The organism is Paenibacillus sp. PastF-3 (assembly GCF_029893135.1).
Lineage (GTDB): Bacteria > Bacillota > Bacilli > Paenibacillales > Paenibacillaceae > Paenibacillus_AQ > Paenibacillus_AQ nitricinens.
Map to the genome: position 1 here is coordinate 626079 of NZ_JARXWM010000002.1, position 25755 is coordinate 651833.

A 25755-nucleotide genomic window follows, 5' to 3' on the forward strand; every position below is an offset into this window, starting at 1 on the left:
CTCCACTATACACAGGTCAAAATGACACTGTTATGGTCTTTTTAATTGTGCCACAAATTCTCGAATTTGCAACAGCCCTTCATTCCGTGTAGCGGGATTATCGAGCAACGGAATGACCTCTTCTATTTTGCGAACAATGGCACTACCTACCACCACACCATCGCAAATCTGAGCAAAACGGGCAACCTGTTCGCCATTTGAGATCCCAAATCCTACAGCTACTGGCAGATCCGTTGCTTGACGCACGGAGTCTATAAATGCCTCTACATCAGCATGGAAAGTGGATCGTTCCCCTGTCACACCTAACGAGGATACACAATAGATAAACCCACTCGCACCTGAGACAATCTTCGCAATACGTTCACTTGAGGTCGGTGCAACTAGTGGAATGAGATTAACGCCAACCTCACTACTGCGGCGGCGCATCTCCTCTGATTCCTCGACAGGAAGATCTGGAATAATAAGCCCACTAATCTCATGAGCATTCAGTTCTGCGAAAAATGTATCCAGCCCCATTTGCAGGATAGGATTGTAATAGGAAAACAAAATAAAGGGCAAGCCGCTTCCGGCTTGACGAGCTTTTAACGCGGTCTCCATACAGGTACGCAGGTGAACCTCCCCCCGCAGAGCTCGTGCAGACGCTCGCTGAATAACAGGACCATCTGCTAGCGGATCAGAGTAAGGTACTCCTAGCTCCAGAATATCTGCACCTGCCGTCTCCAGTTCTGCGATGATGGCAAGCGTAGTCTCCAGATCTGGGTCTCCAACCGTCAGAAAAGGAATTAATGCCGTCCGCTCTTCAGCTTTAAGCTTCCGGAATACCAAATCCATTCGGTTTGTAGTTTCGGTTGTCATTCGTTTCCCTTCCCTTCTGTGTACGCCATGATCGATTCCACATCTTTGTCTCCCCGGCCTGACAGGCAGATAACAACAATATCATCCTTGGTAAGGGTTGGACCCATCTTCACAACATGGGCTATCGCATGTGCAGACTCCAAAGCTGGAATAATACCTTCCGTTACACATAGCAGCTTCAGTGCATCGAGCGCCTCTGCATCCGTAATCGGAACATATTTTGCGCGTTCGATATCTTTTAAATAGGAGTGTTCAGGACCTACACCAGGATAATCCAGACCTGCGGAGATGGAATGAGCCTCTGTTACTTGACCATGCTCATCCTGTAGTAGATAACTCATCGAACCCTGGAATACGCCATGAGTCCCTTTACTCATCGTCGCCGCATGAAATGGTGTATCAATTCCTTTGCCTGCTGCCTCAACACCAATCATACCGACGCCTTTATCCTCTACGAATGGATAGAACATACCGATAGCATTACTGCCGCCACCTACAGCAGCAACAAGCACATCCGGCAGTCTTCCTTCAGCCTCCAGAATCTGGCGCCGCGTTTCATCACCAATAACCCGCTGAAAGTTACGAACCATCATCGGATAAGGATGTGGGCCTACGGCAGAACCGAGAATGTAAAAAGTATCTTCCACATTGCTAACCCAGTAGCGAAGCGCTTCGTTGCCGGCATCTTTTAAGGTGCGCGATCCGGATGTAACCGGAATCACTTCAGCACCAAGCAGCTTCATACGGAATACATTGAGTGCCTGGCGACGAGTATCCTCTTCCCCCATAAACACCTTACATTCCATACCAAGTAGGGCTGCAACCGTAGCCGTAGCTACACCATGCTGACCAGCTCCAGTCTCAGCGATCACCTTGGTTTTACCCATCATTTTAGCCAGAATTCCCTGACCAATGGCATTGTTAATCTTATGAGCACCCGTATGATTCAAATCTTCACGCTTCAAATATATTTTTGCTTCTCCCAGATGTTTACTTAGGCGCTCCGCATAATACAGTGGGGTCTCGCGTCCGGAATATTGCTTTAAAAGATAATCTATTTCTTCTTGAAAAGCAGGGTCTGCCGAATACTTCTCATAGGCTTCCTCCAGCTCAATCAATGCAGTCATCAAAGTTTCGGGCACGAAGCGCCCTCCGAATGAACCGAAACGTCCATGCTGGTCCGGTACTTGTGTCATGATTGCTTCACCCTTTCCACAAAAGCTGTCATTTTAATAATATCTTTAACGCCTTCACTCTCTACTCCACTAGATACGTCTACTCCGTACGGAGAATAAGTATCTAGCAACTCTCCTACGTTATTAGGATGAAGTCCGCCAGCCACAAATAACGGCAAACCATTTCGTAGCGCGATTTCCTGATAATGAGGCAACCTCTCCCAAGCGAACGTGCGCCCTGAGCCGCCGCTCTGCTGAGGATCATAAGTATCTAACAATACAGCATCAACGAAGCCTGCGTATTGTTCCAATGTATATTTGTTATCAGCGTCATCACGCTCTTTATCAGCAACAGACAATGCCTTCCACACCTGAACCTGTGGGAAAGCTTGCCGAACCTTTTGACAAAAGGCTGGACTTTCCTCTCCATGTAGCTGAATGACATCCAGTGACACAACAGAGAGCAGTTCGCTCAGCTCATCCAGCTCTGGATTAACAAAAACCCCAGCAGCTTTAGGTTTTTCACTAGCCTTCCATTGCGGAAGTTCAGCAATCAGTTCGGAAGCACGCTCCAGAGTAACCCTGCGACGACTAGGAGCGAATACAAATCCAATATAATCTAGTGGTAAGTGTAACATAGATTTTAGCACTTCAACGTCCTGAAGTCCACAGATTTTTACCAATGTCTCAGCCATGCCGGACACGGTCCTTTCCATTTGGAAGCATTCCTAGCAATCCATTTACCGCTTCTTCTACATTTACTTGACGCATTAAATATTCCCCTACGAGTACCCCGTGAGCGCCAGTCGTTCTTAAGTAGTCAATATCACTTGGCCCTGCAATTCCGCTTTCACTGATCACAGGAACCCCTTTAGGTACTAGTGCTGCCAGCTCTGCCGTTGTCTCTAGGGATGTCTCAAAGGTACGAAGATTACGGTTATTAATGCCTAGCAGTACATTAGGATGAGTGATCTTGTCTGTACTTAATACAACCGCAAGCTCATTTCGATCATGGACTTCGATCAATACATCCATTTCAAGCCCAGTAGCTATTTCTATAAAATGTGACAGTTGATCCGGTGTCAAAATAGCGACGATCAACAACACAGCATCTGCTCCAAGAATACGCGCCTCGTAAATCTGTTTCTCATCGATAATAAAATCTTTGCGAAGTAGTGGCAGCTTCACTGCCTCCTTCACTTGCTGCAAATAAGCTGCACTGCCCTGAAAATAATCGCTGTCCGTCAGAACTGATAAACAATCTGCGCCTCCCGCTTCATACCCTTTTGCAATGGAAACAGGATCGAAATCTTCACGGATCAACCCTTTAGAAGGGGAAGCCTTCTTCACCTCTGCAATTAAACCCATCTCTCTGTTCTTCCCTTGGGTCAGAGCCTTACGAAAACCTCTAGGCTTAGGGAGTGCTGCAATATCACGTTCAACTTGAGCTAGAGAAAAGCTATCGCTGAGCACCTCCACCTCTTTAATCTTTGTAGCGACAATTTTATCAAGATACATAATTAAGCTCCTCCGTCATCACAACAAGCTGTTCCAGCTTGGATAATGCCTTACCCGAATCCACTACTTCTTTAGCTTTCTCAACACCTCCGGCCAAGGTATCAGCCAGACCTGCAACATATATACATGCTCCTGCATTAGCTAACACGATATCACGATAAGGATTACGCTCACCTTGAAACACAGAGGTAATAATAGCTGCATTCTCAGCTGCATCTCCACCCAGAACGGCTTCAAGCGGATGTCTGTTAAGACCTAATCCCTCTGGAGTGATTTCATAAGTGCTCACTATACCCTCTTTTAGTTCAGACACTATTGTAGAGGCTGAGATGCTGATTTCGTCCAATCCATCCCAACTGCTTACAACCATTGCACGCTTGGAACCCAGCTCCTTCAGTACATTAGCCACCGTCTCCGTCTTATTCCGGTCATAAATCCCTAGGAGCTGACGGTCAGCTCCAGCGGGGTTCGTAAGAGGACCCAGCATATTGAAGATCGTACGTACACCAAGCTCTTTACGAGGAGCTGCGGCATGCCGCATCGAAGGATGATAAATTTGGGCGAATAAAAAGCAAATCCCGATACGGTCCAGACATTCCCGGGCTTGGTCTGCATTCAGATGAATGTTTACGCCAAGGGCTTCAAGTACATCCGCACTTCCCGCTCTGCCTGAAGCAGAGCGATTTCCATGCTTGGCAACTCTTACAGAAGCCGCTGATGAAATAATCGCTGAGGCGGTTGAAATATTAAATTTATGGATGCCGGAACCGCCCGTACCACAAGTATCTAACAAGCGTGCGCGATCAGTGAGTACGGATGTGCCGAACCCTCTCATGGCTTCTGCAAAACCCGTAATCTCCTCCACGGTTTCACCTTTAATTCGTAAAGCAGTCAGCAGTGAACCAATTTGTGCTTGTGAAGCATCTCCTAGCATTATAGCACCCATTATCTCCCTTGCTTCTATACGTGTCAGATTCTTGCCTTCGATCAGTCCGGCGATTCCTGATTGAATTAATTTCGCTCTATCCATAATGTTCTTCCTCCCAGCCTTAATGAGTTACTATATAAATCAAACCACTTGTTCAGGGGTATATTCGTACATATAATCTTGGTTGATGACTTGTTTCTCTTTCACTTCGGATGGAAACATAGCTTCTGCCATACGAATAGCTTTCAGCATGCCCTTCGCTTTATTTACCGTCTCCTCATACTCTTTCTCGGGAACCGAGTCCCAAACGATACCCGCCCCAGCCTGCACATACGCTCTACCCTTACGGAAGATAATCGTACGAATCGTGATACAAGAATCCATATTTCCTGAGAATCCCAGATAACCAATGGCCCCGGCGTAAGCACCACGTGCTTCTTGCTCCAGTTCAGCGATAATCTCCATGGCCCGCAGCTTAGGAGCACCTGAGACGGTACCGGCTGGCAGACAGGAGAGGAAGGCATCAAAGAAATCTTTATCCTCGCTGAGTGTGCCGGATACATTCGATACCATGTGCATGACATGGGAGTATCTTTCAATCTCCATAAAGGAATCACATTTTACTGAACCAAATTTGGATACTCTCCCTAGATCATTACGACCCAGATCAACAAGCATCAAATGTTCCGCACGTTCTTTTTCATCCTCCAAGAGCTCGGCAGCATACGCCCGGTCTGATGCTTCACTGTCACCCCTTGGTCTAGTTCCAGCAATCGGCCTTGTTTCCACACGATTTCCATCCACCTTTACGAGCGCTTCAGGTGATGTGCCAACAATAATCTCCTCGTCCATTTTTAAATAGTACATATAAGGAGAGGGGTTAAGAGTTCTGAGCATCCGGTATACATGCAATGGAGAAACTTCCGTTTCAATATGCAACCGCTGTGACAATACCACTTGAAAAATATCGCCTGAGCGAATATATTCTTTCGCCTGTTCTACATTGTTGATGTACTGCTCTTTAGTGAGGTTAGAATGAATCTCTCCAAGCTCGATATCCTGCGGAATGCTGCGGCGATTCACATTTTCCTTAGGGCCTTCTTTTTGTAGATCTTCGGCCATTGCCTCCAGCTTACGACTCAGGCTTTCATAATTGGATCGGATATCCGAATCTGTATCTCCGTCTTTTACATGCAGGTTACCAACAAGCAGAATCTGTTGCTTCACATGGTCAAAAACAATGATCCGATCGCAAAACATAAATCTTATATCATCCATTTGGAGATCATCCACAGGATGCTGAGGTAACTTCTCATAATACTGAAGCAGATCATATCCGAAAAATCCGATAGCCCCTCCAGTAAATGGAGGCATTTCGTCAAGCTTAGGACTACGGTATGAACGGAGTAACGCTTTAAGCTCCTCAATCGGCTTTCCGTATAGTTGCTTCTTCTCTCCGCCGACTTCTACGTTAATTGCACCCTTTTTACCGGATATCATCAAAAAGGGATCGCTACCGATGAACGAATACCGTGCCCATTGTTTTCCACCCTCTACACTTTCGAGCAAGAACGCGCGATCACGTTCAGCGAAACGTTGGAATAACCGGATAGGTGTTTCCATATCTGCGAGCAGTCGCTTTACAACAGGAATCAGATTATAATCCCGCGATAGCTTTATCACCTCTTGAACACTTGGATTCGTCATTGTTAGATGCCCCCTTAGATATATGAATGGTTCCGAAATACAAAAAAACCCTCTACCGAAGTAGAGGGTTTGTGTTAGTAAGTATATGTTTTTGAGCATAGATCAGCATTATTATGTAGTGTCTACAGACTTATCCCTAAATAAGATATTTCACTGATGATAAATGACTTCAGTGCATATCAAAATAAAGACTCTGCTTACACGGTACATGCTAATCTAAAAAAACTTCTCGCACTCTGCTCAACTATACTCATCTCAACTAAACTAAACTCTTCTATACTCGGCTAACTACACTATACATGATGACAAGGGTCATTGACAACCCACAACTACAATTTAAGACTTACTCTCTGATAAATCCGGACGTAGCTTCTGAGCCTCATTCAGATAAACGTGGCGAATCTCACGCTGCGATTTATCTGTATTAATCTGTACCATCAACCGGATACACATCGGCAAGCTTCCTTTAACCGGGATTTCCGTTGAACACATAAGTGGAACCATTTCCCAGCCCTCAATCTCACGAATCGCTCTTGCAGGAAATGTAGCATCCAGATCATTGGTCATCGTAATCCAGACATTGCTTATATTCTCAGCTATAACATCATTACGTTCTACGATCTCCCGCAGCAGTATAACGGTCTCACGTAAAATCTCTGCCTCTTCGTTCTTAGTCACGGTTGTTGCTCCGCGAATTCCTCGGTTTACCACGGTCTTCCCTCCTTCTTAAGCTCTGCGAGAACCTCTCGCACAAGCGGCTCCTGCACATCGTTCACAATGCAAACAGAGCCTATGGCATCAGGCACGATAAAGGTCATCTTGCCTTCTTTGAATTTTTTATCATGCATCATTGCTTCCATCAGTTCATCTTCATCATACTCGGAAGGAAGTCGTACCGGCAGTGATAGCGCAGACAGCATGGATACAGTATCCTCATAAATGGAAGTATCCCGTCCAAGCTTTGCGGCCAATAACGCTGAACCCGCCATGCCAATCGCAATCGCCTCTCCATGCAGAAACACACCGTACCCACCAACGGCTTCAATGGCATGTCCGATCGTATGTCCAAGGTTCAATATCGCCCGAAGTCCATGCTCGCGCTCATCATTCGCCACTACATCTGCCTTAATTGCACAGCCACGCTCTAAAGCATAACCTAAGGCTTCGACATTCAGCGCTAGCAGCTCTTCGGCATGATCACGACACCAATAGGCGAACTCTTTGTCCACGAGGAGACCGTGCTTTACCACTTCAGCCAGACCTGATGAAACTTGCCGTGCTGGAAGAGTACGTAGTGTGTCCAAATCGTAGAGTACCATTGACGGTTGATAGAAGGCCCCTATCATATTTTTGGCTAATGGATGATTGACAGCCACTTTGCCACCCACACTACTATCATGAGCTAGAATCGTCGTCGGAATTTGCAAAAACCCGATTCCACGCATATAGGTTGCTGCTACAAAACCTGCTAAATCGCCAACCACTCCGCCGCCTAAAGCTAAAACCGCTGAATTGCGGTCTAATCCAGCTTGAATCGCGGTTGTCATAACTTCTTCATACACGGCTAATGATTTAGAGGCTTCACCTGCCGTCATTATGTGACTAACCACTGTATAACCGTGAGAACGCAAAGCTTCTTCAAGAGCTGGCAGGTACCTTGGTGCTACTTCAGTATCACTTACTACTAACAGTGGACTACGCTCCGAAAATCCGGCCTCAGCACAATAATGGGCAATGTCCTTTAGTAATCCACTACCGATAAGAATAGGATACGAACGGTCACCTAAATCTACATTAATTGTACGCATAATTAGTAACTCTCCAGCTGTGATAGGTAATTTTCATAGTTCGCCTTAATTTCTTCCAGGGAGTCGCCACCGAACTTATCAAGGAATGCTTTTGCGATTTCCCAAGCCACTACGTTCTCCAGAACAACACATGCCGCTGGAACCGCACAAGCGTCCGAACGCTCGACTTGCGCTGTAAATGGTTCTTTGGTGTCGATATCCACACTTTGAAGCGGTTTATAAAGGGTAGGGATCGGCTTCATGACACCGCGAACTACAACAGGCATGCCGTTAGTCATACCACCTTCAAAACCACCTAAGCGATTACTTGCACGGTAGTATCCTTTAGATGCTTCATACATAATTTCATCATGGACTTGCGATCCACGCAATTTGCCAGCTTCAAACCCAATGCCAATTTCAACGCCTTTGAATGCATTAATCGACATTACCGCCCCAGCGATTGCTCCGTCAAGCTTCCGGTCAGACTGTACATAACTGCCAAGTCCGACAGGAAGTCCTTCGACGATACATTCAACGATTCCACCGATGGAGTCGCCCTCTTCCTTAATCTGATCTATGTAAGCCTCCATCTTCTGTTCCGTTTCTTTGTCGACAACTCTGACAGAGGACTGTTCTGTCCGCTCAATCAGCTCATCGATAGGCAGATCGTTAGCAGGCGCTTCAATTTCACCGATACGAATAACTTGCCCTGCTACCTTCACACCAAAAGCTGCAAGCAGCTGTCTCGCTACAGCGCCACATGCGACTCTGGCTGCTGTTTCGCGAGCACTGGAGCGTTCCAGTACGTTACGAAGATCCGTATGGTTGTACTTCAATCCGCCATTCAGGTCTGCATGGCCAGGACGCGGCCGATTTACGCGGCGTTTTTCTTCGTCACTGCCAGGAATAGGCTCGATATTCATGATGTTCTTCCAGTGGGTCCAGTCTTTATTCTCTACTATCAAGGCTACTGGAGCACCTGTAGTATAGCCATGACGCACTCCACCTACAATTTGTGCCGTATCTTTCTCAATCTGCATGCGACGTCCGCGTCCATAACCCTTTTGTCGACGCTGTAATTGAAAATTAAGCTCTTCAAAATCCAATGTCAAATTACTTGGCAATCCCTCAATAATGGCCGTAAGCTGGGGGCCGTGCGTTTCCCCCGCTGTTAAATAGCGCAAACTCATGCTGCGTTCCCCCTTTTATACTTTTAAACTGTAAACCGCTAAAATCCTAATGATCTTTGCTCATTATAGTATAGGCAATCCTCTTTGACAAGAAAGGGATCTTCCCAAAATGACTCCATCCATGACAAAATAATGTGTCCGAAACTTGCTCAAAAAGACCCAAAACGCACAATTAGCTGCATCTGAGTCCGTTTACACATGAGCTAGTGGTTTGTAACCCCTATGGTGAAATAATATGGCTGAGGGTGAAATGGTTCGGTGGCTTCAGTGAGCCAGGTATCTTTAAGGTGTTGATGATTAGGGGAAATCTCCCTGATTATAAGCAGATATTGATCCTTTATCTATGAATTGAGGGAATTCTCCCTTATTTCCGTGTATTTATCAGAATAATTAGGTACATTTTCCCTAATTCACATTTATGAGCGTTACTACTGAGGAAGCGTGAAACTTATACTTTCTTATATTTTAAAGAAAAAGCGCCATTCATACTCAATAGAGTATAAATGGCGCTCCTCGGCACGGTCCGGCATTTGTTAGCTTCCGATCCGCTGACTTGTTGAAGGAAATGTAGACTTACGCTCTTCCAGTTGCAGAAGGCGCTTCAATTGCATTTCTTCTACACCGAGAATTTGCCCGCACTCACGAACGGTAATAAAGCCTCGTTTGTACGCGGCAATGACCTTGCTTTTGTCCATCAGTTTAACGATCCTTTCGCTTAGCTTACAGATTCTACTACCCAGTATCACTGAACGATAGCGAAAGTATACCTAAAAAAGTACACAGATGAAGGAGCAAGAAGTATTTATTTTTTACGATAGAAAAAGGTTTCCGTCGATTCAAAGCCATATTGCGCTGGCGTAAAGATCTGCTCTGTACTGCCTACAAACAAATACCCGCCTGGACGTAAACTAGCCGAAAACTTATGGTAGAGCTTATTCTTCGCCTCTTCAGTAAAATAGATCATTACATTGCGACAAATGATAAGATCAAAACCCTCATCGAACTTGTCCAGCAGTAGGTTCTGTTTACGGAAATCTATGTTTTTCTTAAGTATGTCGCTAACCTTGAATAATGGACCCTCGGGTTTAAAATAACGCGCAGCAACATCATTAGGCACATCCTTCAAAGAACGTTCCAGATACAAACCTTGCTTTGCTTTAGAAAGCGCACCGTCGTCAATATCCGTAGCCAGAATGCCAGTCTGTCCCAATAAATTCTTATCCGATAAAATCATAGCCAGCGTATAGGGCTCTTCTCCAGTGGAACATGCAGCGCTCCACAGTTTCAATCTGCGGCCAGATTGTTGCAAATCAGGAAGAATGATATCTCGCAGTACTTCCCACCGATTCGGATTCCGCCAAAACTCGGAAACATTAATCGTCATTCGGTCCAAAAATTCATAAAATAATTCCTTGTCCTTCATCATTGCGGCAAAAAAATCACTAAAGGTTTGATATCCATTCTTCACACGAAGAGTCGTTAAACGCCGCTTCATCTGCGCTTCTTTATATTGAGCCAGATCAATTCCGGTGCTTTGCTTAACATGATGAATAAACCCGATGTAATCTGAATCTGCTGTTAATGCTGCAACATTACGATCAGACATGTTAATCCCCCGCCTCCCGCTTGGCTCCTACATCCAGACTGCGATCTCTTTGCTATAAAGATTCAATTCATCTGGAGTAAAGAAATTAGCAATTTCTCGTTCTGCACTTTCAGGCGAGTCAGATCCATGAATTAAATTAAGCGGTGTATGGCTGGCAAAGTCGCCTCGAATCGTACCCGGCAAGGCTTCTCCTACCTTCGTCTTACCAATGAGCGTACGGGATAATGCTACAACATCATCACCTTCCCATACCATTGCAAACACAGGACCTGAAGTTATAAAAGAAACCAACTCTGCAAAAAAGTCCTTGCCAGCATGCTCCGCATAATGTCTTTTTGCTTGGTCTTCACTGACTGTAATCAGCTTTGCAGCGACCAGCTTAAAGCCCTTATCTTCAAAGCGTGAGACAATACGCCCAATTAATCCACGTTGTACTCCATCCGGTTTGACCATCAGATACGTCTTTTCCATAGAGGCACTCTCCAATTTCCCATTAGCTGGGTTGTTTTGACGCTATCTTAACAGAAACCGCGCTTTCTGGAAACGTTTAATTTCACGATCACCAAAATACTAATAAGCTCTGCCTGTTACAAAAAAGGCAATATCGCGCAGATTACGCTTAGTCTTGTTGTTAGGCAACTGATCTAGCGCAGCAAGTGCCTTCGCGATATAACGCGAAGCCAGCTCCTCAGAACGGGCAATTCCGTCTCCAGAAAGAATAAGATCAATAGCACGCCCTACTGTGCTGTGCCCTTCACGAATAGACTTCAACTCCTCAAGAAGCGGAGCTCGCAATCTTTCATCTTCCAGGCTATAAATGACAGGGAGGGTGATGTTCCCTTGCCGCATATCACTACCTGGAGGTTTACCGATTTGCTTCTCGGTGCCTGAGAGGTCAAGTAAATCATCCCGAATCTGGAAGGCCATCCCTACATTATATCCATAATTATAAAGTAGACGAGCCACCTCTGGTTCAGCTTCAGCAGCAAGTGCACCCAATTGGCAGCTGACTGCAATCAACAGCGCTGTTTTGCGGCGAATCCGCCGCAGGTAATGACGCACACTTTGCTCACTGTTGAAGAAGTCACGAATCTGCTCCATCTCTCCGATCGACATTTCAATCATGGCCTTGGACAAAATCTGATGAATTCGTGGATTCTTCAGCTCCGTCGTCATCACCAGTGCTTTCGCATATATGTAGTCACCGGTGTACATGGCAATTTTATCGCCCCATTTGGCCTTAACAGTAAGTTCACCTCGGCGCAGTTCTGCATCGTCAATGACATCATCGTGAACTAGTGAAGCGCTATGAATGAGTTCTAGCGGTATCGCCACACGTTTCAGCTTCTCAAGATCATACTTACCAAATTTCCCACCCATCAAAACGAATACGGGACGCAATCTTTTACCGCCAGCTTTTAATAAATGCAGAGAAGTCTCGGTTAGTAGGTCGTCATCACCCTGTACGCTACGGTACAAATCTTTTTCAATCTGATCCATGTCTCTGTTCAGTAATCCGAATATTTGCAGTCGTTTCATTCTTTCACCCGTGTCAACAGTTTATGACTCCAAATCTCCATCTTCACTGCCTGCGGCAGCAGACCCATCTCATAGGCATAGCGGAAATAGAGGTTCAGACCTTTCTGCTGCCTTTCTCCAAAATCATAGCATAAATTGCGAAAGTACCCTTCCCAATAAGACTTAGTCCCTCCAATTGTCGTACAGGCTGCAAGTACTATAGGATCTAAATCACTTAGACCCCGCAGTTTACTCTCAGCAAAAGCTTCTGCAATCTCCGCAATGGCTTCCGGTTTATCATTCGCAGCTTTTCGATTCACTGCCCAGACTGCAAAGGTCATCCCTAAGCCCGTCCATTCTTTCCAAAGCTCCGCCAGATCCGTAACGATATACCCTTGATCCTGCCAAGAGGCTTTAATCGCATGATCACCAATGAGTAAGCAGGCATCTGCTTGATGCATCATGGCATCCAAATCAGGATTAGCGCTAATATATTCTGGTTTATTGCCAAAAGCCTTTTCCATTAAAATTTTCAGCAAATTTACCGATGTTGCAGAAGTGTTCGTAACAGCAATCGTGCCGGAACCTATCTGTGCAAGAGGCACCCGAGAAAAAAGAAATATTGACCTCACAGGACCGTCCGCGCTTACCGATAAATCAGGTAACAGCAATAACTTATCGCTGGCTTCAGCATACGCAAAAGAGGATAATGCACCCACATGAATCGTTCCACGACTCATCCCCTGATTAAGAATGGCAGGTACCTCACTCACCATCTCTGCCGGATATTTCAGTGCAGAGGGATGAAAATTGTGAAATACCGGCCATGAGTTAGTATAGCTGATTTTGCCTATGATGGTGTGGCTGTTATTCTCCATCCTTTCAATCCCCCCATCTGCGAAATAATTGATGTTCAATATTAAAGCTGTCAAGCACTTTACCCACCATGAAATTAATCAGATCATCCATACTTTGTGGCCCAAAGTAAAACGCCGGCATTGCCGGAATGATCCGAACCCCCAGACGGGACAGCTTCAACATATTCTCAAGATGAATAGCATGCAGAGGTGTCTCACGAGGAACAAGGACCAGCGGACGTCCTTCCTTAAGCATAACATCAGCAGCACGAGTCATCAGATTGTCGGAGGTTCCATTAGCAACCGCAGACAATGTTCCCATGGAACAAGGCATAATAATCATCCCTTCCACACGAAACGAACCGCTTGCAATAGATGCACCGATATCAGCGACAGGATGATAAAGTAGAGAACCGGGATAGCCTTTGAACTTTTCGTTCAAAAAGCCTTCCCGGTCTGATGCGATATAACCTAGTTCTTCTTTAAAAACGCGCCAGCCCGCATTACTTACTACCAAATGAACGGAGTAGCCCAGCGATAGCAACGTTTCGATCAGACGAATACCATAGATAGCACCGCTTGCCCCTGTAATTCCAACCACGAAGTTTTTCGGTTTAGTAAGCGTCATTTTTTGAAATGCACCACCAAGTCAATCAAAGTGAAAGAGAACACCACGATGCTCAGCACGCCGTTCATAGTGAAAAAAGCTGTCTGTAACCGACTGAGATCACTCGGAGATACGATATAATGCTCATAAAAAAGAATAATATAAGCGAGGATCATACCTGCTACATACCACCAGCTTAAATCCGTCAAAAACAACAGCGATACGAATCCAATCGCCGTGAGAATGTGAAACACGCGAGCAATAACTAGCGCGCCCTGGACCCCAAACCGCACCGGAATGGATTTCAAGCCCTCTTTAAGATCAAACTCAACATCCTGACAAGAGTATATAACATCAAAACCAGCCGTCCAAAACACTATTGTGAAGTAAAATACCATTGAAGTCCAATTCACACTACCGGTCACAGCTACCCAGCCGCCCAGCGGTGCAAGCGCAATGGTGAGGCCGAGGATAAGATGGCATGCCCATGTAAAGCGCTTAGTGAATGAATAGATAACAAGAAGGAATACAGCGATAGGTAACAGTTTAGCTGACAAAGGATTTAATTTAAAGGCTGCCCAAAAGAGCAAGAAAAACGAAATGCCTATAAAAATGACAACTTCACCGATCTTAAGTAACCCTGCAGGAATCGCTCTTCCCGCTGTGCGTGGATTCTTGGCATCACTGATTCGGTCTATCAATCGATTCAATCCCATAGCTGCACTGCGTGCTCCAAACATAGCGATTACAATCCAGCCAATTTGACTCCAGGATGGGAGGCTATCATTCATGACAACGGATCCCAGTAAAGCACCCATAAAGGCAAAGGGTAAAGCAAATACCGTATGTTCAAACTTAATCATTTGTAAAAAGATACCGATTTTCTTAAACATTCCCGTTCTCCTTGAGCCCAATATGTAATGCCGCGATGCCTCCGGTCAAGGGGAAGGATTCCACTTTTTGAAGTCCGGTTTCACGGAAAATAGTGGCCAGTTGCTCCCGGTCTGGGAACATTGCCAACGATTCTGGCAGCCATTTGTATTGCTCGTACCTTTTCGCGAATAACTTACCAAGCAATGGAAGCACACGCTGGAAATAAAAGAAATATACACCTTTAAACGGCTGTTTCATCGGCTTGGATAGCTCCAAACATACAACCATTCCACCAGGTTTTACTACCCGCTTCATTTCGTTAAGCACTTGAACAGGATCTGGCACATTGCGTAGTCCGAATCCAATCGTTGCATAATCAAATGCATTGTCTTCAAAAGGCAGTTCCATAGCATTGCCCTGCACCAGGGAAATACGATCCTGAAGCTTGCGCTCTTCCACTTTGCGGCGACCTACTTCAAGCATACCTGCGCTGAAATCCAGTCCGATTACATTGCCAGTCTGCGAGGCTTCCGCCAAAGCGATGCTCCAATCACAGGTTCCACAACATAGGTCAACGGCCGAATCCCCGCGCTTCATCCCCATCTTCTTCATCGTGAATTTACGCCATGCCTTGTGGCGGCGAAAGCTTAGGATGTCATTCATCAAATCGTATTTTCCAGCAATACTCTCAAATACGGAATGTACAAACTGCTCTTTTGGTTTGCTGTTGTCACCTACAGCAGTTGTCGTTTTTTCCATAGTCATCCCTTAACCCTCCACGGCTGCTTGTCCTGTGACCTTCATCTGCAGGAGAAAACGATCCAGCGCGATCTCTAGCTCTCTAAGTAAACTCTCGTCATTAACGCTTTGCAATAGTCCCTGAATAGACTGAAGCGATTGATGAAGCTTGTCCGTCAGTTGCGAATCACATTTATATTTCATTTTCAGCATCTTCCATTCCTTCTGATCAAGGTTCAGGTCTTGAAGTTGCTTGCGTTCTTCCTCCGTTGCAGTCTCCATCATCTTCCAGTAGCAATAACCATTCCCTGCATTCGCAGGATTATCACTACGAAGAAGCTCAATAGCAACGGTCTCACACTGACTGAATTCTGCCAGCAGTTTCTCCCACAACTCCACTAAGGAGTTCTCAATCATAGGCGTAAAAGAAAGGAACAGCCGCATATTCAGCTGTACCATGTGCCGCAAGTATTGTTCAGCCGAAAGACGTATGCCTCTCATCTTCACGTAGAGATTCGCTTTCAAGACATTGAAATCTGCAATCGCCTTACTCAAGATTCCAATCATCTCGATCTGATCACTCTTTGCAAGCAAATGGTAAAACCAGCTACTGAAGTAATCGCCAGCCAGTACCTTCAATTGACGGGAACGCATAGGGTCTCCCCCCCGTCTATCATTCGAACGGTCAATGACCTCATGCGTATCCAGACCTAGTTGAACAAGCGCTGTCACAAGCGTGTACAACTCTCCGGCACTTCCTTTTGCAGAAGAAGCATGATTTAGAAAAATATATAACAAATGACCCCGGCCATCAGAAAACGGCGGCAAATCCGTATGCTTCTGAATCATGTCGTAGTCGGTGTAGGGTTTAGCCAGTTGCGGTATGCAGTACGGTTTCATTTCAGCCTCCGAAGCCATTGACATAATAATAATTCATTTTGTTCACAATCTTGTCTATTATATCACATGTTTTTTTGTCACGCACTGTGGTACGCCTGAGTTTCTTTTAATCCATTCAAGGATAAATGAACTGTTTCTTCCAGAGCTCGGTTTCACTAATGCGGAAGCCCGTTTTGAGACGATCCGATATAGGATGATTACCCGCAGACTGAAGTTCATCTTGCAGCGTATAAGACCACTCAGAACGTCTGATATCCCCGGCTAACAGCAGCCGGCGGCTACCAAGCCATTTATCTTCTACCACAATGCGAAGTAGAAGTTGATCCACATTCGAGGTTTCTTGAATGGCAAAGGATATAGCCTGAGCCATATTTTGATAGAGTTCCTCAGGTTCATGATCGTTCCCGCTCACTTTCAGATCCAGTGACAGAACATGATCTTCCCAGCCTACGCTATCTATGGGTAAGGTCAACGGAAGAGCGCCTAGAACATCAACAAGATTGTCGTTGTCAAGCACTGTGTTATGGTTGCCGGTAAAAGTCTCCACTGTCCCATTTCTCTGCTGTACGGATGAGTCTAAGTCTGCCAGTTTCGGCAAAATAATAGCAGAGGTCGCAGTCAAGAGTAATACGGCACCAATCAACCAGGCTTTGTTCATGGACACGCCCCCCTTATCCATAGTACCCACTTTTTTGTGGATATGATCATTCACCCTTACTATATTTTGAAAAAAAGCAGGCTATGCCTGCTTTTCAGCTTTCGCTTTCCAATTGTCCGTGTTTCGTTAAAATCTCAGCTTTTCCGCGAATTTTCATTGCTGAGGTATGATCGGTAAACTGGGCAATCAACACCTCACCCTTGTCTAGCTTCTCTGTATGATGAAAGCGTGTATCCGTACCTCTAGTTAGCCCAATGACTTGAACGCCATTTTCTTTAGCCTTCACCACAATATAGTCGCTACCTGTCGGAAGCGGATTTTCGCTCGTATTTTTATCCGTCATCGCTGATCCTCCTCTAAACCTAATGTACAGCCCATGCTATTCCAAAAAACAAATGCCGCCTTGGAGGGCGGCATAGTTGTTACTTAAAAAGACTATGGGATTGATATGTAGAAATCTTTATTTGATTCCGTCTTTCAGCGCTTTACCAGGTTTGAATGCCGGTACCTTGCTTGCAGGAATTTCGATTTCTTCACCAGTTTGTGGGTTACGGCCTTTACGTGCGGAACGTTCGCGCACTTCAAAGTTTCCGAATCCAACCAATTGTACTTTATCACCGCTTTGCAGCGCTTCTGTAATTGCTTCGAAAACCGCATCTACAGCTTTAGTAGCATCCTTCTTGGGAAGTTCAGTTGCTTCTGTAACTACATTGATCAAATCAGATTTATTCATGTTTTCTCACCTCCCTGAGTAAATTTCCGGTATCATACACTGTTTCCGTTTAAACGTAAAATATACGTGATAATCCCGTTTATTACTGAACACTGGCGCCCATAGACCTTGAAGCGCAACAAACTTATAGTAATACAGCCCATCCATAAATTCAAGCAGTTAGACAAAAAAGGAGTAGAAATTATCATCTACACTTGCATAAACATCCAATTGCTATCTAATTTTATAGACCTATAAGACCAGGTTAATTCTTCTTTTCAGAAATAAATTGAGTCAGATTCACCGTTATTATAGGAACTAGGAATCAAGTTTCATTATTTTTACGCATAAAAAGAGTGGGATCTCTCCCACTCTTCCAATCTGCTTAAATTTAAGTTAGAGAATAATTGCAATAAGCCCGCCTGAGCCTTCATTGATGATCCGGCCAAGCGTTTCTTGCAATTTGTAGCGTGCATTATCCGGCATCATCGCGATCTTGCCTTGTATACCTTCCCTCACAATGGAATGCAAGGAGCGCCCAAAAATATCGGATTCCCAAATCTTAATCGGGTCGTTCTCGAAATCCTGCATCAGATAACGAACCAACTCTTCACTTTGTTTCTCTGTACCAATGATTGGTGAGAATTCAGATTCAACATCAACACGAATCATATGAATTGATGGCGCGGTGGCCTTTAAGCGAACCCCGAAGCGAGAGCCTTGACGAATCAGCTCTGGTTCATCTAGCGCCATTTCAGCTAGCGAAGGAGCAGCAATACCATAACCGGTAGTCTTGACCATTTCTAAAGCTTCCGAGAAACGGTCGTACTCTCTTTTCGCGTGTGAGAATTCCTGCATCAGCTGGAGCAAGTGATCCTTACCGCGGATTTCAACCCCTACTACCTCCATCAGAACCTGATCATACAGCTCTTCTGGGGCATACAGATCGATCTCTGCTACACCCTGACCCATGTTCATACCACTTAGGCCAGCTTTATCGATAAAGTCATACTCTGTGAACTGAGATACGAGCCGGTCAACATCCCGCAAGCGGCGAATGTCTTTTACCGTATCGCGAACGGAGTTTTCATAGCTACTACGCAGCCAATGATTCTCTCCAAGCACCATGACCCAGCTCGGCAAGTTCACATTCACTTCATGAACAGGGAATTCGTATAATACTTCACGAAGTACACCGGTTACGTCCTCTTCAGTCATGTTTGCTGCGCTGAGCGTCATGACAGGGATATCGTATTTGATGGCTAGCTCACTGCGGAGCTGCTGTGCTTCCTCACTGCGCGGCCGAGTCGAGTTAATGACCAGCACAAATGGCTTACCCACTTCCTTCAGCTCTGCAATGACGCGTTCTTCAGAGTCCACGTACGAGTTCCGCGGAATTTCTGCAATCGTACCATCTGTTGTTACTACAACACCAAGCGTTGAATGCTCCTGGATGACCTTACGGGTCCCGATCTCTGCCGCTTCCTGAAAAGGAATTGGCTCCTCAAACCAAGGTGTAGAGATCATTCTTGGTCCATTCTCATCCTCGTAGCCTTTAGCGCCTTCTACAGCGTAACCCACACAGTCTACCAGTCGAACATTAACCTCAAGCCCTTCCGCAACCTTGATTTGGACTGCGCTGTTAGGCACGAACTTAGGTTCAGTGGTCATAATTGTTTTGCCTGCTGCGCTTTGCGGAAGCTCATCCACAGCTCTTACCCGATCTGCCTCATTCGTGATGTTAGGCAGGACAATTGTTTCCATGAAGCGCTTGATAAATGTCGATTTCCCCGTGCGAACCGCGCCGACGACGCCAAGATAAATGTCTCCGCCGGTACGCTCGGCAATGTCCTTGAAAATATCCACTTTTTCCAAAAGAGATCCCCTCCTCATATTACTCCGAAGAAAAAATGCCTGAAGAGCATCGACTTCGCGTTCCGCCGGTAATCTGACCCTTGCAGGACATCCACCGGACTTATCGTATGCCCGCCCGAAGCCTAGCTGCTTTCGACCGGGACGTACTGGCCCCGCGCTAAACTCCGAATGCTCGGACATGCATTTGGACTAGTATCATCATATGTATCCGGAACGAATTTATGACCCATAATCGCGCATTTTGCAATGTAATTTCTAAAAATCAGTTGTGCGCGCCGCAAGGCGTCTGACGCCCGGAAGCTTACTCATTCATCATATGAGGTAGGATTCATTGATAGAACTATTTTAGTGGATATGCATGAAGAAAATTATAGAATATTTGGAAGCTTAGAATGCTTTCATTCTACTCACTATTTCACTAGGGCAATACCAAAAGAAGATCCGGCATTCCCGGCAAATACAATATAGCCCTTCTCTGGCAGTACAACTTCATTTTTACTGCTTATGACCGTGTTATTTACAAGGGCTCCCGTTTCATCGTATACCATAAAAGCCCCTTTTGCCGGCATCTTGACTACCATTTTCTTTCCAGCTGCTGTTTCAGGAACGCTGAACCATCTAGCATAACCATCCGCCTGTATCGTAGTTATCGACGATTTGCCTTTATACAGCGGCATCACGCCGTCTTCACTCATATACAAGGTTCCAGCCGCATTAAAGAACTCTATGCCTTCTTTTGCATAGAAAAGAATATCCAATGTATCTCGGCCCGCGATGCCAGGAATTTCGTGCTGGCCCTGAGCCGTATTTGGACCTGTTATCTTCATATCTCTGAAGTAACCTTCGCTTGTCTGTATTGTTGGCCTAATCATGTTCATATAGGTGATGGAACTGAATTTCTCGCTGACTGGATAGTATGACTTACCTTCTCTTTTTGCCCACGCATCTGCGGTTTCTTTATTCAATGCTGCAACTTCCAATTTCTCCGCCTTGTATTCAGAAAATGCAAGCTGGCCTAATTCAGGAACCGAAATATACTGACTCATCCACAAATAAGTCCGTCCGTTACTTTCCTTAACAAAATTAACCTTTGTGCTGCCTTCCTCATCAACAAAAGTTCCATCTGTGGTGTAAATAAATTTTTGTTCCGGGGCAGTCGTTCCTGATAAAAAGAGTTCCCCGCCTTTAATAGTTACCTTCCATTGGCTGCTAAGCGCACTGAAATAACCTGCGAACTTCACAAGGTCTTTTGGCATGTCAGCCTTAACTGGCTTGCCAAATGATTTATCTGGCTTGATTTCTTTAATTGCGCCCTTCTCTTTCATCGCCTGAAGGAGCAGTTCACTTGCCAGCAGCTGATTAATTACGGAGCTCCCCCCCGAGGAAATGACTGCTGCAGCCATATTCTGTTCTGGAAGCACGACGAGGGAGGAATGATACATCTGTGTGTCTCCTCCTTTAACAAGGGCTTTTATACCATAATCGTTAAAAGGGAATAATCGTACACTGTCCCAACCAAGTCCGTAGTCAGCAGAATTATCCCCGTCATCTTTGGGCCAAAATCCCTTTCTATACTCTTCTTGCTCCATGGCCTGTACTGATTTGGTTGAGAGTACATCTGCTCGCTCCCCAGTAAAGATTTCCGAGAATCGGACTAAATCCTCAGCAGTAGAGTAGATTCCGCCTGTACCAATAGCATTGGTCGTCTCCGTCGGGAGCTGGCCCTCATATGCAGGAGAGTAAAGACCGGCAAATTTGCTTGAATCTCCCTTGTCTTGTGGCGTCATGGTATGGTTCATACCCATAGGTACAGCAAAATTATGATGAATGAATTCCGTGAAAGTCATTTTACTGACTCTTTCTACAAGAATTTCTGCGAGCGTAAACCCATCATTGCAATACACTGAAAAAGCTCCCGGTTCTGCCTTTAATTTCTGTTTAGACAAATGCTCTAGCAGCGTATCGTGTACGTGCGTATCTGGATCATCAAATAGAAATGCACTAGTTAAAGTCGAACCTTGAAAACCTGATGAATGATTCAACAACATGCGCGGAGTAATCTTTTTGTAACGATCATCTTCCATCCTGAAATCCGTAATATATTGTACAACGGGTGTATCGAGATTGATTTTACCTTCATCCACTAATTTCATGACTGCTGAGGCGGTAAACATTTTGCTCGTAGAGCCAATGCCATAGATGGTTTCCTTCGTTAAAGGGATTTTTCCTTCTATGTCGTTAATTCCTGATTGTCCCGATACTTTGATCACTCCATTGTCGATCAAGGCATACTGCACGCTGGTTATCCCATATTGTTCAGTTAGAAGCGCTGCTTTCTCAGAAGCGAGCTTCTCTAGCGGTTTAGAAGAAACCGCAACTACGCTGCTGGAAGCCATTGCGCCTATTGGAATAAGCGGGGTCAGGAGTAATGCCGCTGCAAGCGTCCATATGAATTTTTGTTTCATCTCATCAACATCCTTTTGTCTGTAATTTTGAACGATTATGAATTATTCACGATTCAACTCTAGCCTGAACTGAATCTCCTTTCTCACCTTCATTCTAGCATTCCAGTCTTACGCGCTATTGAACTTAGCCTTAATTCCATCTGCGATTTATTACAGGCCGTTAAGCTTCTGTTAAGACAAAAAAACGCCTAATACTTCGGAAAATATCCGAAGCTTAGACGCTCTTTAACTTTAACTAGGAGGCTGCGGAACCGGCTGATTCTTAATCCATTGATACGGCAAAGACTTCACGGGCACGTAATACGAAGCTTCCTCCAAATCCAGTCGCAGGTCCTTTTTCTTGTCATGTTCTCCACCATTCTTTTCGATGGCAGCGATAATATCAAAGACATAATCTACGTAGACCGTTCCAGCCTTATCCATAATGAAATCAAGATTCTGACCGGAATAGACGCTAGTTAATGATATGGAGCTTGTACCTGCCTTCTTATGATCAATGGTGTAAACTCCTGGATATAGCTCATCAAGTACGGGCAAAGAGCCGTCATGAGCTGATTTATAACGATTTATCTGACGCTGCACATCATTCACCTTCTGGACGGTAACAAGATCCATAACCTTAACAACAGGATCGCTTTCCTCATTCAATATAAGAAAATAAGCACTTCCGCCCTGTTCAAAAGCCGTAGCCGGAATATCATCCAAATATCCCTTATTGTTCAGCTTGCCTAGGTCTATCCGGAACTTCTCATATCTTGGAGTGGCTTCATCCGCATTAAGGATCGGAAGCACACCTTCCTCCTGTTGAAAATCATCAACCGCTGCTTGTATCCGCTTAACACTTTCTCGATAATTAACGCTAGCACGCTTTTCTTCTCCGGGATACAGACATCCCGAAAGAGTAAGAGTGATTGACACCACTACTAGAAAAAGTCTTGCTCCTGCCTTTAGTTTCTTCTTTCTGCGTATAAACTCCAACCGAGTCCCTCCCACGGTGACAATCTAACACTACCACAGCTCATCTTCTTCCCCACGCCGCGCAGCTTCAAGCTTACGGCGTACAGCAGCCTTAAGTGGATCTTCTGGCACCTGAACGGTCACATCGCTCCATACGGCAGCCTGACAGGCCAGACGCACTCCTTCTTCTAAAGCAGTTCCAAGCTTACGTTGTTCAATATCCCCTGGCGGTCTCAGCGCTGTGGCCTCTTCATTCGCAATTTTAACCTTGCACATCAGACAGCCTGCTTTTCCTCCACAGCGTGTGGTTATCGTCACTCCGGCTTTACGAGCTGCTTCCAGTAACGAGATACCGCGATTTACCACAGCTTTACGACCTACAGGTTGAAATATAACGGTGACGCCATTTTGCGATTTCATGATGTTACTTCCTTCCTTAACATTATGTAACTGCTTACATAATCGAAACAACTCCGCCCAATAGGCCAACTAACATGATGATAAACGCAAGGATAGACAGCAGTGCTTTAAGCAGTCCCTTTGTTTTGCTCCGAGCAAAAGTTATTAGAAATACAGACAGTCCCATAATCAGCATTGCAATCAGGGACAACCACATTTTTGTCATCGGATCCAAGGTCAAAGCCCCCATTCGCCTGTAATATATTAGGGATTATTATATCATGACCTTATCCTATTCTGTAAAAAAACATCATTTTTTATATATTATTATTAAGATATTTTAGCTGTGAGAGTTTACCAATAAATAAAAAAAGAGCAAAAGATAACAGAATCTCATGGATTCTGAACCTTTTGCTCACCCAACCTAAAGCTATTTTTTAAGCATCATTTTCATTAAAGACTCCATTGTGCCGGAACCTGCGCCGCCTTTTTTGACGGCATTAACAATTTCCTGCACAGTAGCTTCACTGACCGGCACTTTCGCCATCGATGACACCTGCTTAATTAACTGGCGGAGCTGGGCTTCATTCTGCGTAGTTCCTGGTTTGACCGTACTGGCTAGCTTTTTGACGGCACTTTCCGTAATGTTCTTGCCCGCCTTTTTGTTAATGGCGTTCAATGCATCCTTGGAAAAATCTCTGCTCACTTTTCATCCCTCCTCCGTCAATCCCCAATACAACATATGAGAATTTGCGGAAAAAGGTGAACAGGATCAGGAATGCCACTGCTCCCAAGTTTCCTGAGAAATCGCCTCAAGCTCAGGTTTACGATCACGGCCCATCAGAGCTTCAACAGCACTACGTGGACTTCTACCTTTAAAAAGAACATGATAAATTTGATCTGTAATAGGCATTTGGACCCCTAGCTTGATGGAAATGGCATAAGCAGCCTCCGTGGTACGAATACCTTCGACAACCATTCCCATCGACTCCAGCACCTCATCCAGTGGTTTTCCTTGCCCGAGCATAAAGCCAGCACGCCAGTTACGGCTGTGCTGGCTCGTAGCAGTCACTACAAGATCGCCAACACCTGCAAGCCCTGCAAAGGTCAATGGATTCGCTCCAAGCTCGACTCCTACCCGGGAAATCTCGGCCAGACCACGTGTCAAAAGCGCCGCCTTAGCGTTATCCCCAAACCCAAGACCATCGGATAGACCTGCACCGAGTGCAATAATATTCTTTAGTGCGCCGGCAAGCTCTACTCCTACCTGATCACGGTTCGTATATACACGAAAATCATTGTTTATGAACAATTCCTGTGCTTCAGCAGTACGCTTATCATCAGGTGAAGCCACAACAACTGTAGTAGGACACAGGCGAACTACTTCCTCTGCATGACTCGGTCCGGAGAGAACGACAATCTGCCCTTCGTCACAGCCGAGTTCTTCAGCAATAACGATCGACATCCGTTTCTTGCTTTCAGTCTCAAAGCCCTTCGTAGCATGAACGCATAGCATTTCATCCTTCCAGAACGGCTTCAGACTGCGAGCAACCTGTCGCATACCTGAAGATGGGGCTACAATAACAACCGCTTTAGAACCGGAAACTGCGGTCTCCATATCGGTGGTTGCAATGATGTTTGCGGGCAGGGAAATCCCAGGTAAATACTTATTATTGATATGAGAACCATTGATCTCGGCAGCTTGATCAGAGTTACGTGTCCACAGATAAACTTCCGAGTGATTCGCAGCCAGCACACTTGCCAGCGCAGTTCCCCAGCTCCCCGCTACTAGTACGGTTACTTTATCAGACAACACGATTCCCTCCTTTTACTTTTGAGCCTATCTTGTTCTCACGGCCCTCTACAATCTTAACAATGTTCGTCCGGTGCCGCCAGAAGGCAAAAACCGCGATGATAATACTGGTCCAGAGCACAGGCTGTGTAAATCCTGTCAACAATAGAAAGACTGGTGTCAGCGCGACAAAAATCAACGAGCCAAGTGATACGTAACGAGTGATAAAGATAGATCCTATGGCGATAGCACCAGCGAGCAGTGCAGGCCATAAACACAGTGTGGCCATAACACCGATCGTAGTAGCGATGCCCTTTCCCCCACGGAAACGAAAGTAAAGCGGCCAGTTATGTCCGACAATGGCAGCGATTCCGCAAAGAGCAGCAACCCAGGTTCCCCAGCCGCCTACCCAAGTTCCTAACCAAACTGCGGCAACACCCTTCAGTACATCCAGAACTAGCACAGCTATCGCAGGGCCTTTTCCCAGTACACGCAGTGTATTGGTAGCCCCCGCATTGCCGCTCCCATATTGACGGATATCAATTCCCTTTAGTAGCTTGGCGAACAGCACACTAAAGCTGACAGAACCAAGCAAATAGCTTACAACGATAACCAGAAGTTCAAGCGCCACACTT

The 25755-nt window shown here is 45.4% G+C and carries 29 protein-coding genes; all 29 read right to left on the bottom strand.

Annotated elements, in window-relative coordinates:
• Positions 1-30: 30 nt before the first annotated feature.
• The 29 genes from trpA to plsY all read right to left on the bottom strand — a co-directional run bounded on the left by trpA (position 31) and on the right by plsY (position 25751).
• Positions 31-855 carry a tryptophan synthase subunit alpha gene (trpA, locus tag M2444_RS06860; RefSeq protein ID WP_280786591.1) on the bottom strand — a complete coding sequence of 275 codons (825 nt, stop codon included), beginning with the start codon at positions 853-855 and terminating at the stop codon, positions 31-33.
• Entirely contained in the window at positions 852-2051 is a 1200-nt protein-coding gene (gene trpB, locus M2444_RS06865) for a tryptophan synthase subunit beta (RefSeq protein ID WP_042190170.1), read from the bottom strand. The genes trpA and trpB overlap by 4 nt, the downstream gene beginning before the upstream one ends.
• A complete protein-coding gene (locus M2444_RS06870) occupies positions 2048-2725 on the bottom strand; it encodes a phosphoribosylanthranilate isomerase (protein WP_280786624.1) in 678 nt (225 codons plus the stop codon). Before M2444_RS06870 ends, trpB begins: the two co-directional genes overlap by 4 nt.
• Positions 2718-3548: an indole-3-glycerol phosphate synthase TrpC gene (gene trpC, locus M2444_RS06875; protein WP_280786592.1), complete on the bottom strand. Its 831-nt coding sequence runs from the start codon at positions 3546-3548 to the stop codon at positions 2718-2720. Before trpC ends, M2444_RS06870 begins: the two co-directional genes overlap by 8 nt.
• Positions 3538-4578 (bottom strand): anthranilate phosphoribosyltransferase, encoded by a 1041-nt coding sequence (trpD, locus tag M2444_RS06880; protein ID WP_280786593.1) that lies wholly within the window; start codon positions 4576-4578, stop codon positions 3538-3540. Before trpD ends, trpC begins: the two co-directional genes overlap by 11 nt.
• Before the next feature lie 39 nt (positions 4579-4617).
• The gene (gene trpE / locus M2444_RS06885) at positions 4618-6183 is read right to left on the bottom strand and encodes an anthranilate synthase component I (protein WP_280786594.1); all 1566 of its coding nucleotides are present in this window, start codon (positions 6181-6183) and stop codon (positions 4618-4620) included.
• 336 nt (positions 6184-6519) lie between these two features.
• Positions 6520-6894 (bottom strand): chorismate mutase, encoded by a 375-nt coding sequence (gene aroH, locus M2444_RS06890; protein WP_042190180.1) that lies wholly within the window; start codon positions 6892-6894, stop codon positions 6520-6522.
• Complete coding sequence (gene aroB, locus M2444_RS06895; protein ID WP_280786595.1) at positions 6888-7991, bottom strand: 3-dehydroquinate synthase; 1104 nt, start codon at positions 7989-7991, stop codon at positions 6888-6890. Before aroB ends, aroH begins: the two co-directional genes overlap by 7 nt.
• Positions 7992-7993: 2 nt before the next feature.
• Positions 7994-9163 carry a chorismate synthase gene (aroC, locus tag M2444_RS06900; RefSeq protein WP_094870059.1) on the bottom strand — a complete coding sequence of 390 codons (1170 nt, stop codon included), beginning with the start codon at positions 9161-9163 and terminating at the stop codon, positions 7994-7996.
• A gap of 533 nt (positions 9164-9696) precedes the next feature.
• The gene (locus tag M2444_RS06905) at positions 9697-9858 is read right to left on the bottom strand and encodes a hypothetical protein (protein ID WP_170880309.1); all 162 of its coding nucleotides are present in this window, start codon (positions 9856-9858) and stop codon (positions 9697-9699) included.
• A gap of 107 nt (positions 9859-9965) precedes the next feature.
• Complete coding sequence (locus M2444_RS06910) at positions 9966-10769, bottom strand: CheR family methyltransferase (RefSeq protein ID WP_280786596.1); 804 nt, start codon at positions 10767-10769, stop codon at positions 9966-9968.
• Between the two features lie 27 nt (positions 10770-10796).
• Positions 10797-11240: a nucleoside-diphosphate kinase gene (ndk, locus tag M2444_RS06915; RefSeq protein ID WP_094876384.1), complete on the bottom strand. Its 444-nt coding sequence runs from the start codon at positions 11238-11240 to the stop codon at positions 10797-10799.
• 99 nt (positions 11241-11339) lie between these two features.
• Positions 11340-12308, bottom strand: a complete 969-nt coding sequence (locus M2444_RS06920) for a polyprenyl synthetase family protein (protein WP_094876383.1) — start codon at positions 12306-12308, stop codon at positions 11340-11342.
• Complete coding sequence (locus tag M2444_RS06925) at positions 12305-13165, bottom strand: menaquinone biosynthetic enzyme MqnA/MqnD family protein (RefSeq protein ID WP_094870063.1); 861 nt, start codon at positions 13163-13165, stop codon at positions 12305-12307. The genes M2444_RS06920 and M2444_RS06925 overlap by 4 nt, the downstream gene beginning before the upstream one ends.
• 4 nt (positions 13166-13169) lie before the next feature.
• The gene (locus tag M2444_RS06930) at positions 13170-13772 is read right to left on the bottom strand and encodes a UbiX family flavin prenyltransferase (protein WP_042190195.1); all 603 of its coding nucleotides are present in this window, start codon (positions 13770-13772) and stop codon (positions 13170-13172) included.
• Positions 13769-14644, bottom strand: a complete 876-nt coding sequence (locus M2444_RS06935) for a UbiA-like polyprenyltransferase (RefSeq protein ID WP_042190197.1) — start codon at positions 14642-14644, stop codon at positions 13769-13771. Before M2444_RS06935 ends, M2444_RS06930 begins: the two co-directional genes overlap by 4 nt.
• Positions 14637-15389 (bottom strand): demethylmenaquinone methyltransferase, encoded by a 753-nt coding sequence (locus M2444_RS06940; RefSeq protein WP_094870064.1) that lies wholly within the window; start codon positions 15387-15389, stop codon positions 14637-14639. Before M2444_RS06940 ends, M2444_RS06935 begins: the two co-directional genes overlap by 8 nt.
• A gap of 3 nt (positions 15390-15392) precedes the next feature.
• Positions 15393-16262, bottom strand: coding sequence for a heptaprenyl diphosphate synthase component 1 (locus tag M2444_RS06945; protein ID WP_094870065.1), 870 nt, complete (start codon positions 16260-16262; stop codon positions 15393-15395).
• Between the two features lie 115 nt (positions 16263-16377).
• On the bottom strand, positions 16378-16920 hold the full coding sequence (locus M2444_RS06950; protein WP_094870066.1) for a hypothetical protein: 543 nt from the start codon (positions 16918-16920) through the stop codon (positions 16378-16380).
• A gap of 94 nt (positions 16921-17014) precedes the next feature.
• Positions 17015-17263 (bottom strand): trp RNA-binding attenuation protein MtrB, encoded by a 249-nt coding sequence (gene mtrB / locus M2444_RS06955; RefSeq protein ID WP_042190204.1) that lies wholly within the window; start codon positions 17261-17263, stop codon positions 17015-17017.
• A gap of 117 nt (positions 17264-17380) precedes the next feature.
• On the bottom strand, positions 17381-17653 hold the full coding sequence (locus M2444_RS06960; protein WP_036676223.1) for an HU family DNA-binding protein: 273 nt from the start codon (positions 17651-17653) through the stop codon (positions 17381-17383).
• Between the two features lie 375 nt (positions 17654-18028).
• Positions 18029-19507, bottom strand: a complete 1479-nt coding sequence (gene spoIVA, locus M2444_RS06965) for a stage IV sporulation protein A (RefSeq protein WP_094870067.1) — start codon at positions 19505-19507, stop codon at positions 18029-18031.
• A gap of 410 nt (positions 19508-19917) precedes the next feature.
• Positions 19918-21972, bottom strand: coding sequence for a serine hydrolase domain-containing protein (locus M2444_RS06970; protein ID WP_280786597.1), 2055 nt, complete (start codon positions 21970-21972; stop codon positions 19918-19920).
• 231 nt (positions 21973-22203) lie between these two features.
• Positions 22204-22950 carry a hypothetical protein gene (locus tag M2444_RS06975; protein ID WP_280786598.1) on the bottom strand — a complete coding sequence of 249 codons (747 nt, stop codon included), beginning with the start codon at positions 22948-22950 and terminating at the stop codon, positions 22204-22206.
• A 30-nt stretch (positions 22951-22980) separates the two neighbouring features.
• Positions 22981-23349 carry a 2Fe-2S iron-sulfur cluster-binding protein gene (locus M2444_RS06980; RefSeq protein ID WP_280786599.1) on the bottom strand — a complete coding sequence of 123 codons (369 nt, stop codon included), beginning with the start codon at positions 23347-23349 and terminating at the stop codon, positions 22981-22983.
• Between the two features lie 34 nt (positions 23350-23383).
• Positions 23384-23563, bottom strand: coding sequence for a DUF2768 family protein (locus tag M2444_RS06985; RefSeq protein ID WP_094870070.1), 180 nt, complete (start codon positions 23561-23563; stop codon positions 23384-23386).
• A gap of 195 nt (positions 23564-23758) precedes the next feature.
• Positions 23759-24034 (bottom strand): stage VI sporulation protein F, encoded by a 276-nt coding sequence (locus M2444_RS06990; protein ID WP_076284557.1) that lies wholly within the window; start codon positions 24032-24034, stop codon positions 23759-23761.
• Between the two features lie 66 nt (positions 24035-24100).
• Positions 24101-25141, bottom strand: coding sequence for an NAD(P)H-dependent glycerol-3-phosphate dehydrogenase (locus M2444_RS06995; RefSeq protein ID WP_094870071.1), 1041 nt, complete (start codon positions 25139-25141; stop codon positions 24101-24103).
• On the bottom strand, positions 25134-25751 hold the full coding sequence (plsY, locus tag M2444_RS07000) for a glycerol-3-phosphate 1-O-acyltransferase PlsY (protein WP_094870072.1): 618 nt from the start codon (positions 25749-25751) through the stop codon (positions 25134-25136). Before plsY ends, M2444_RS06995 begins: the two co-directional genes overlap by 8 nt.
• Between the last annotated feature and the right edge of the window lie 4 nt (positions 25752-25755).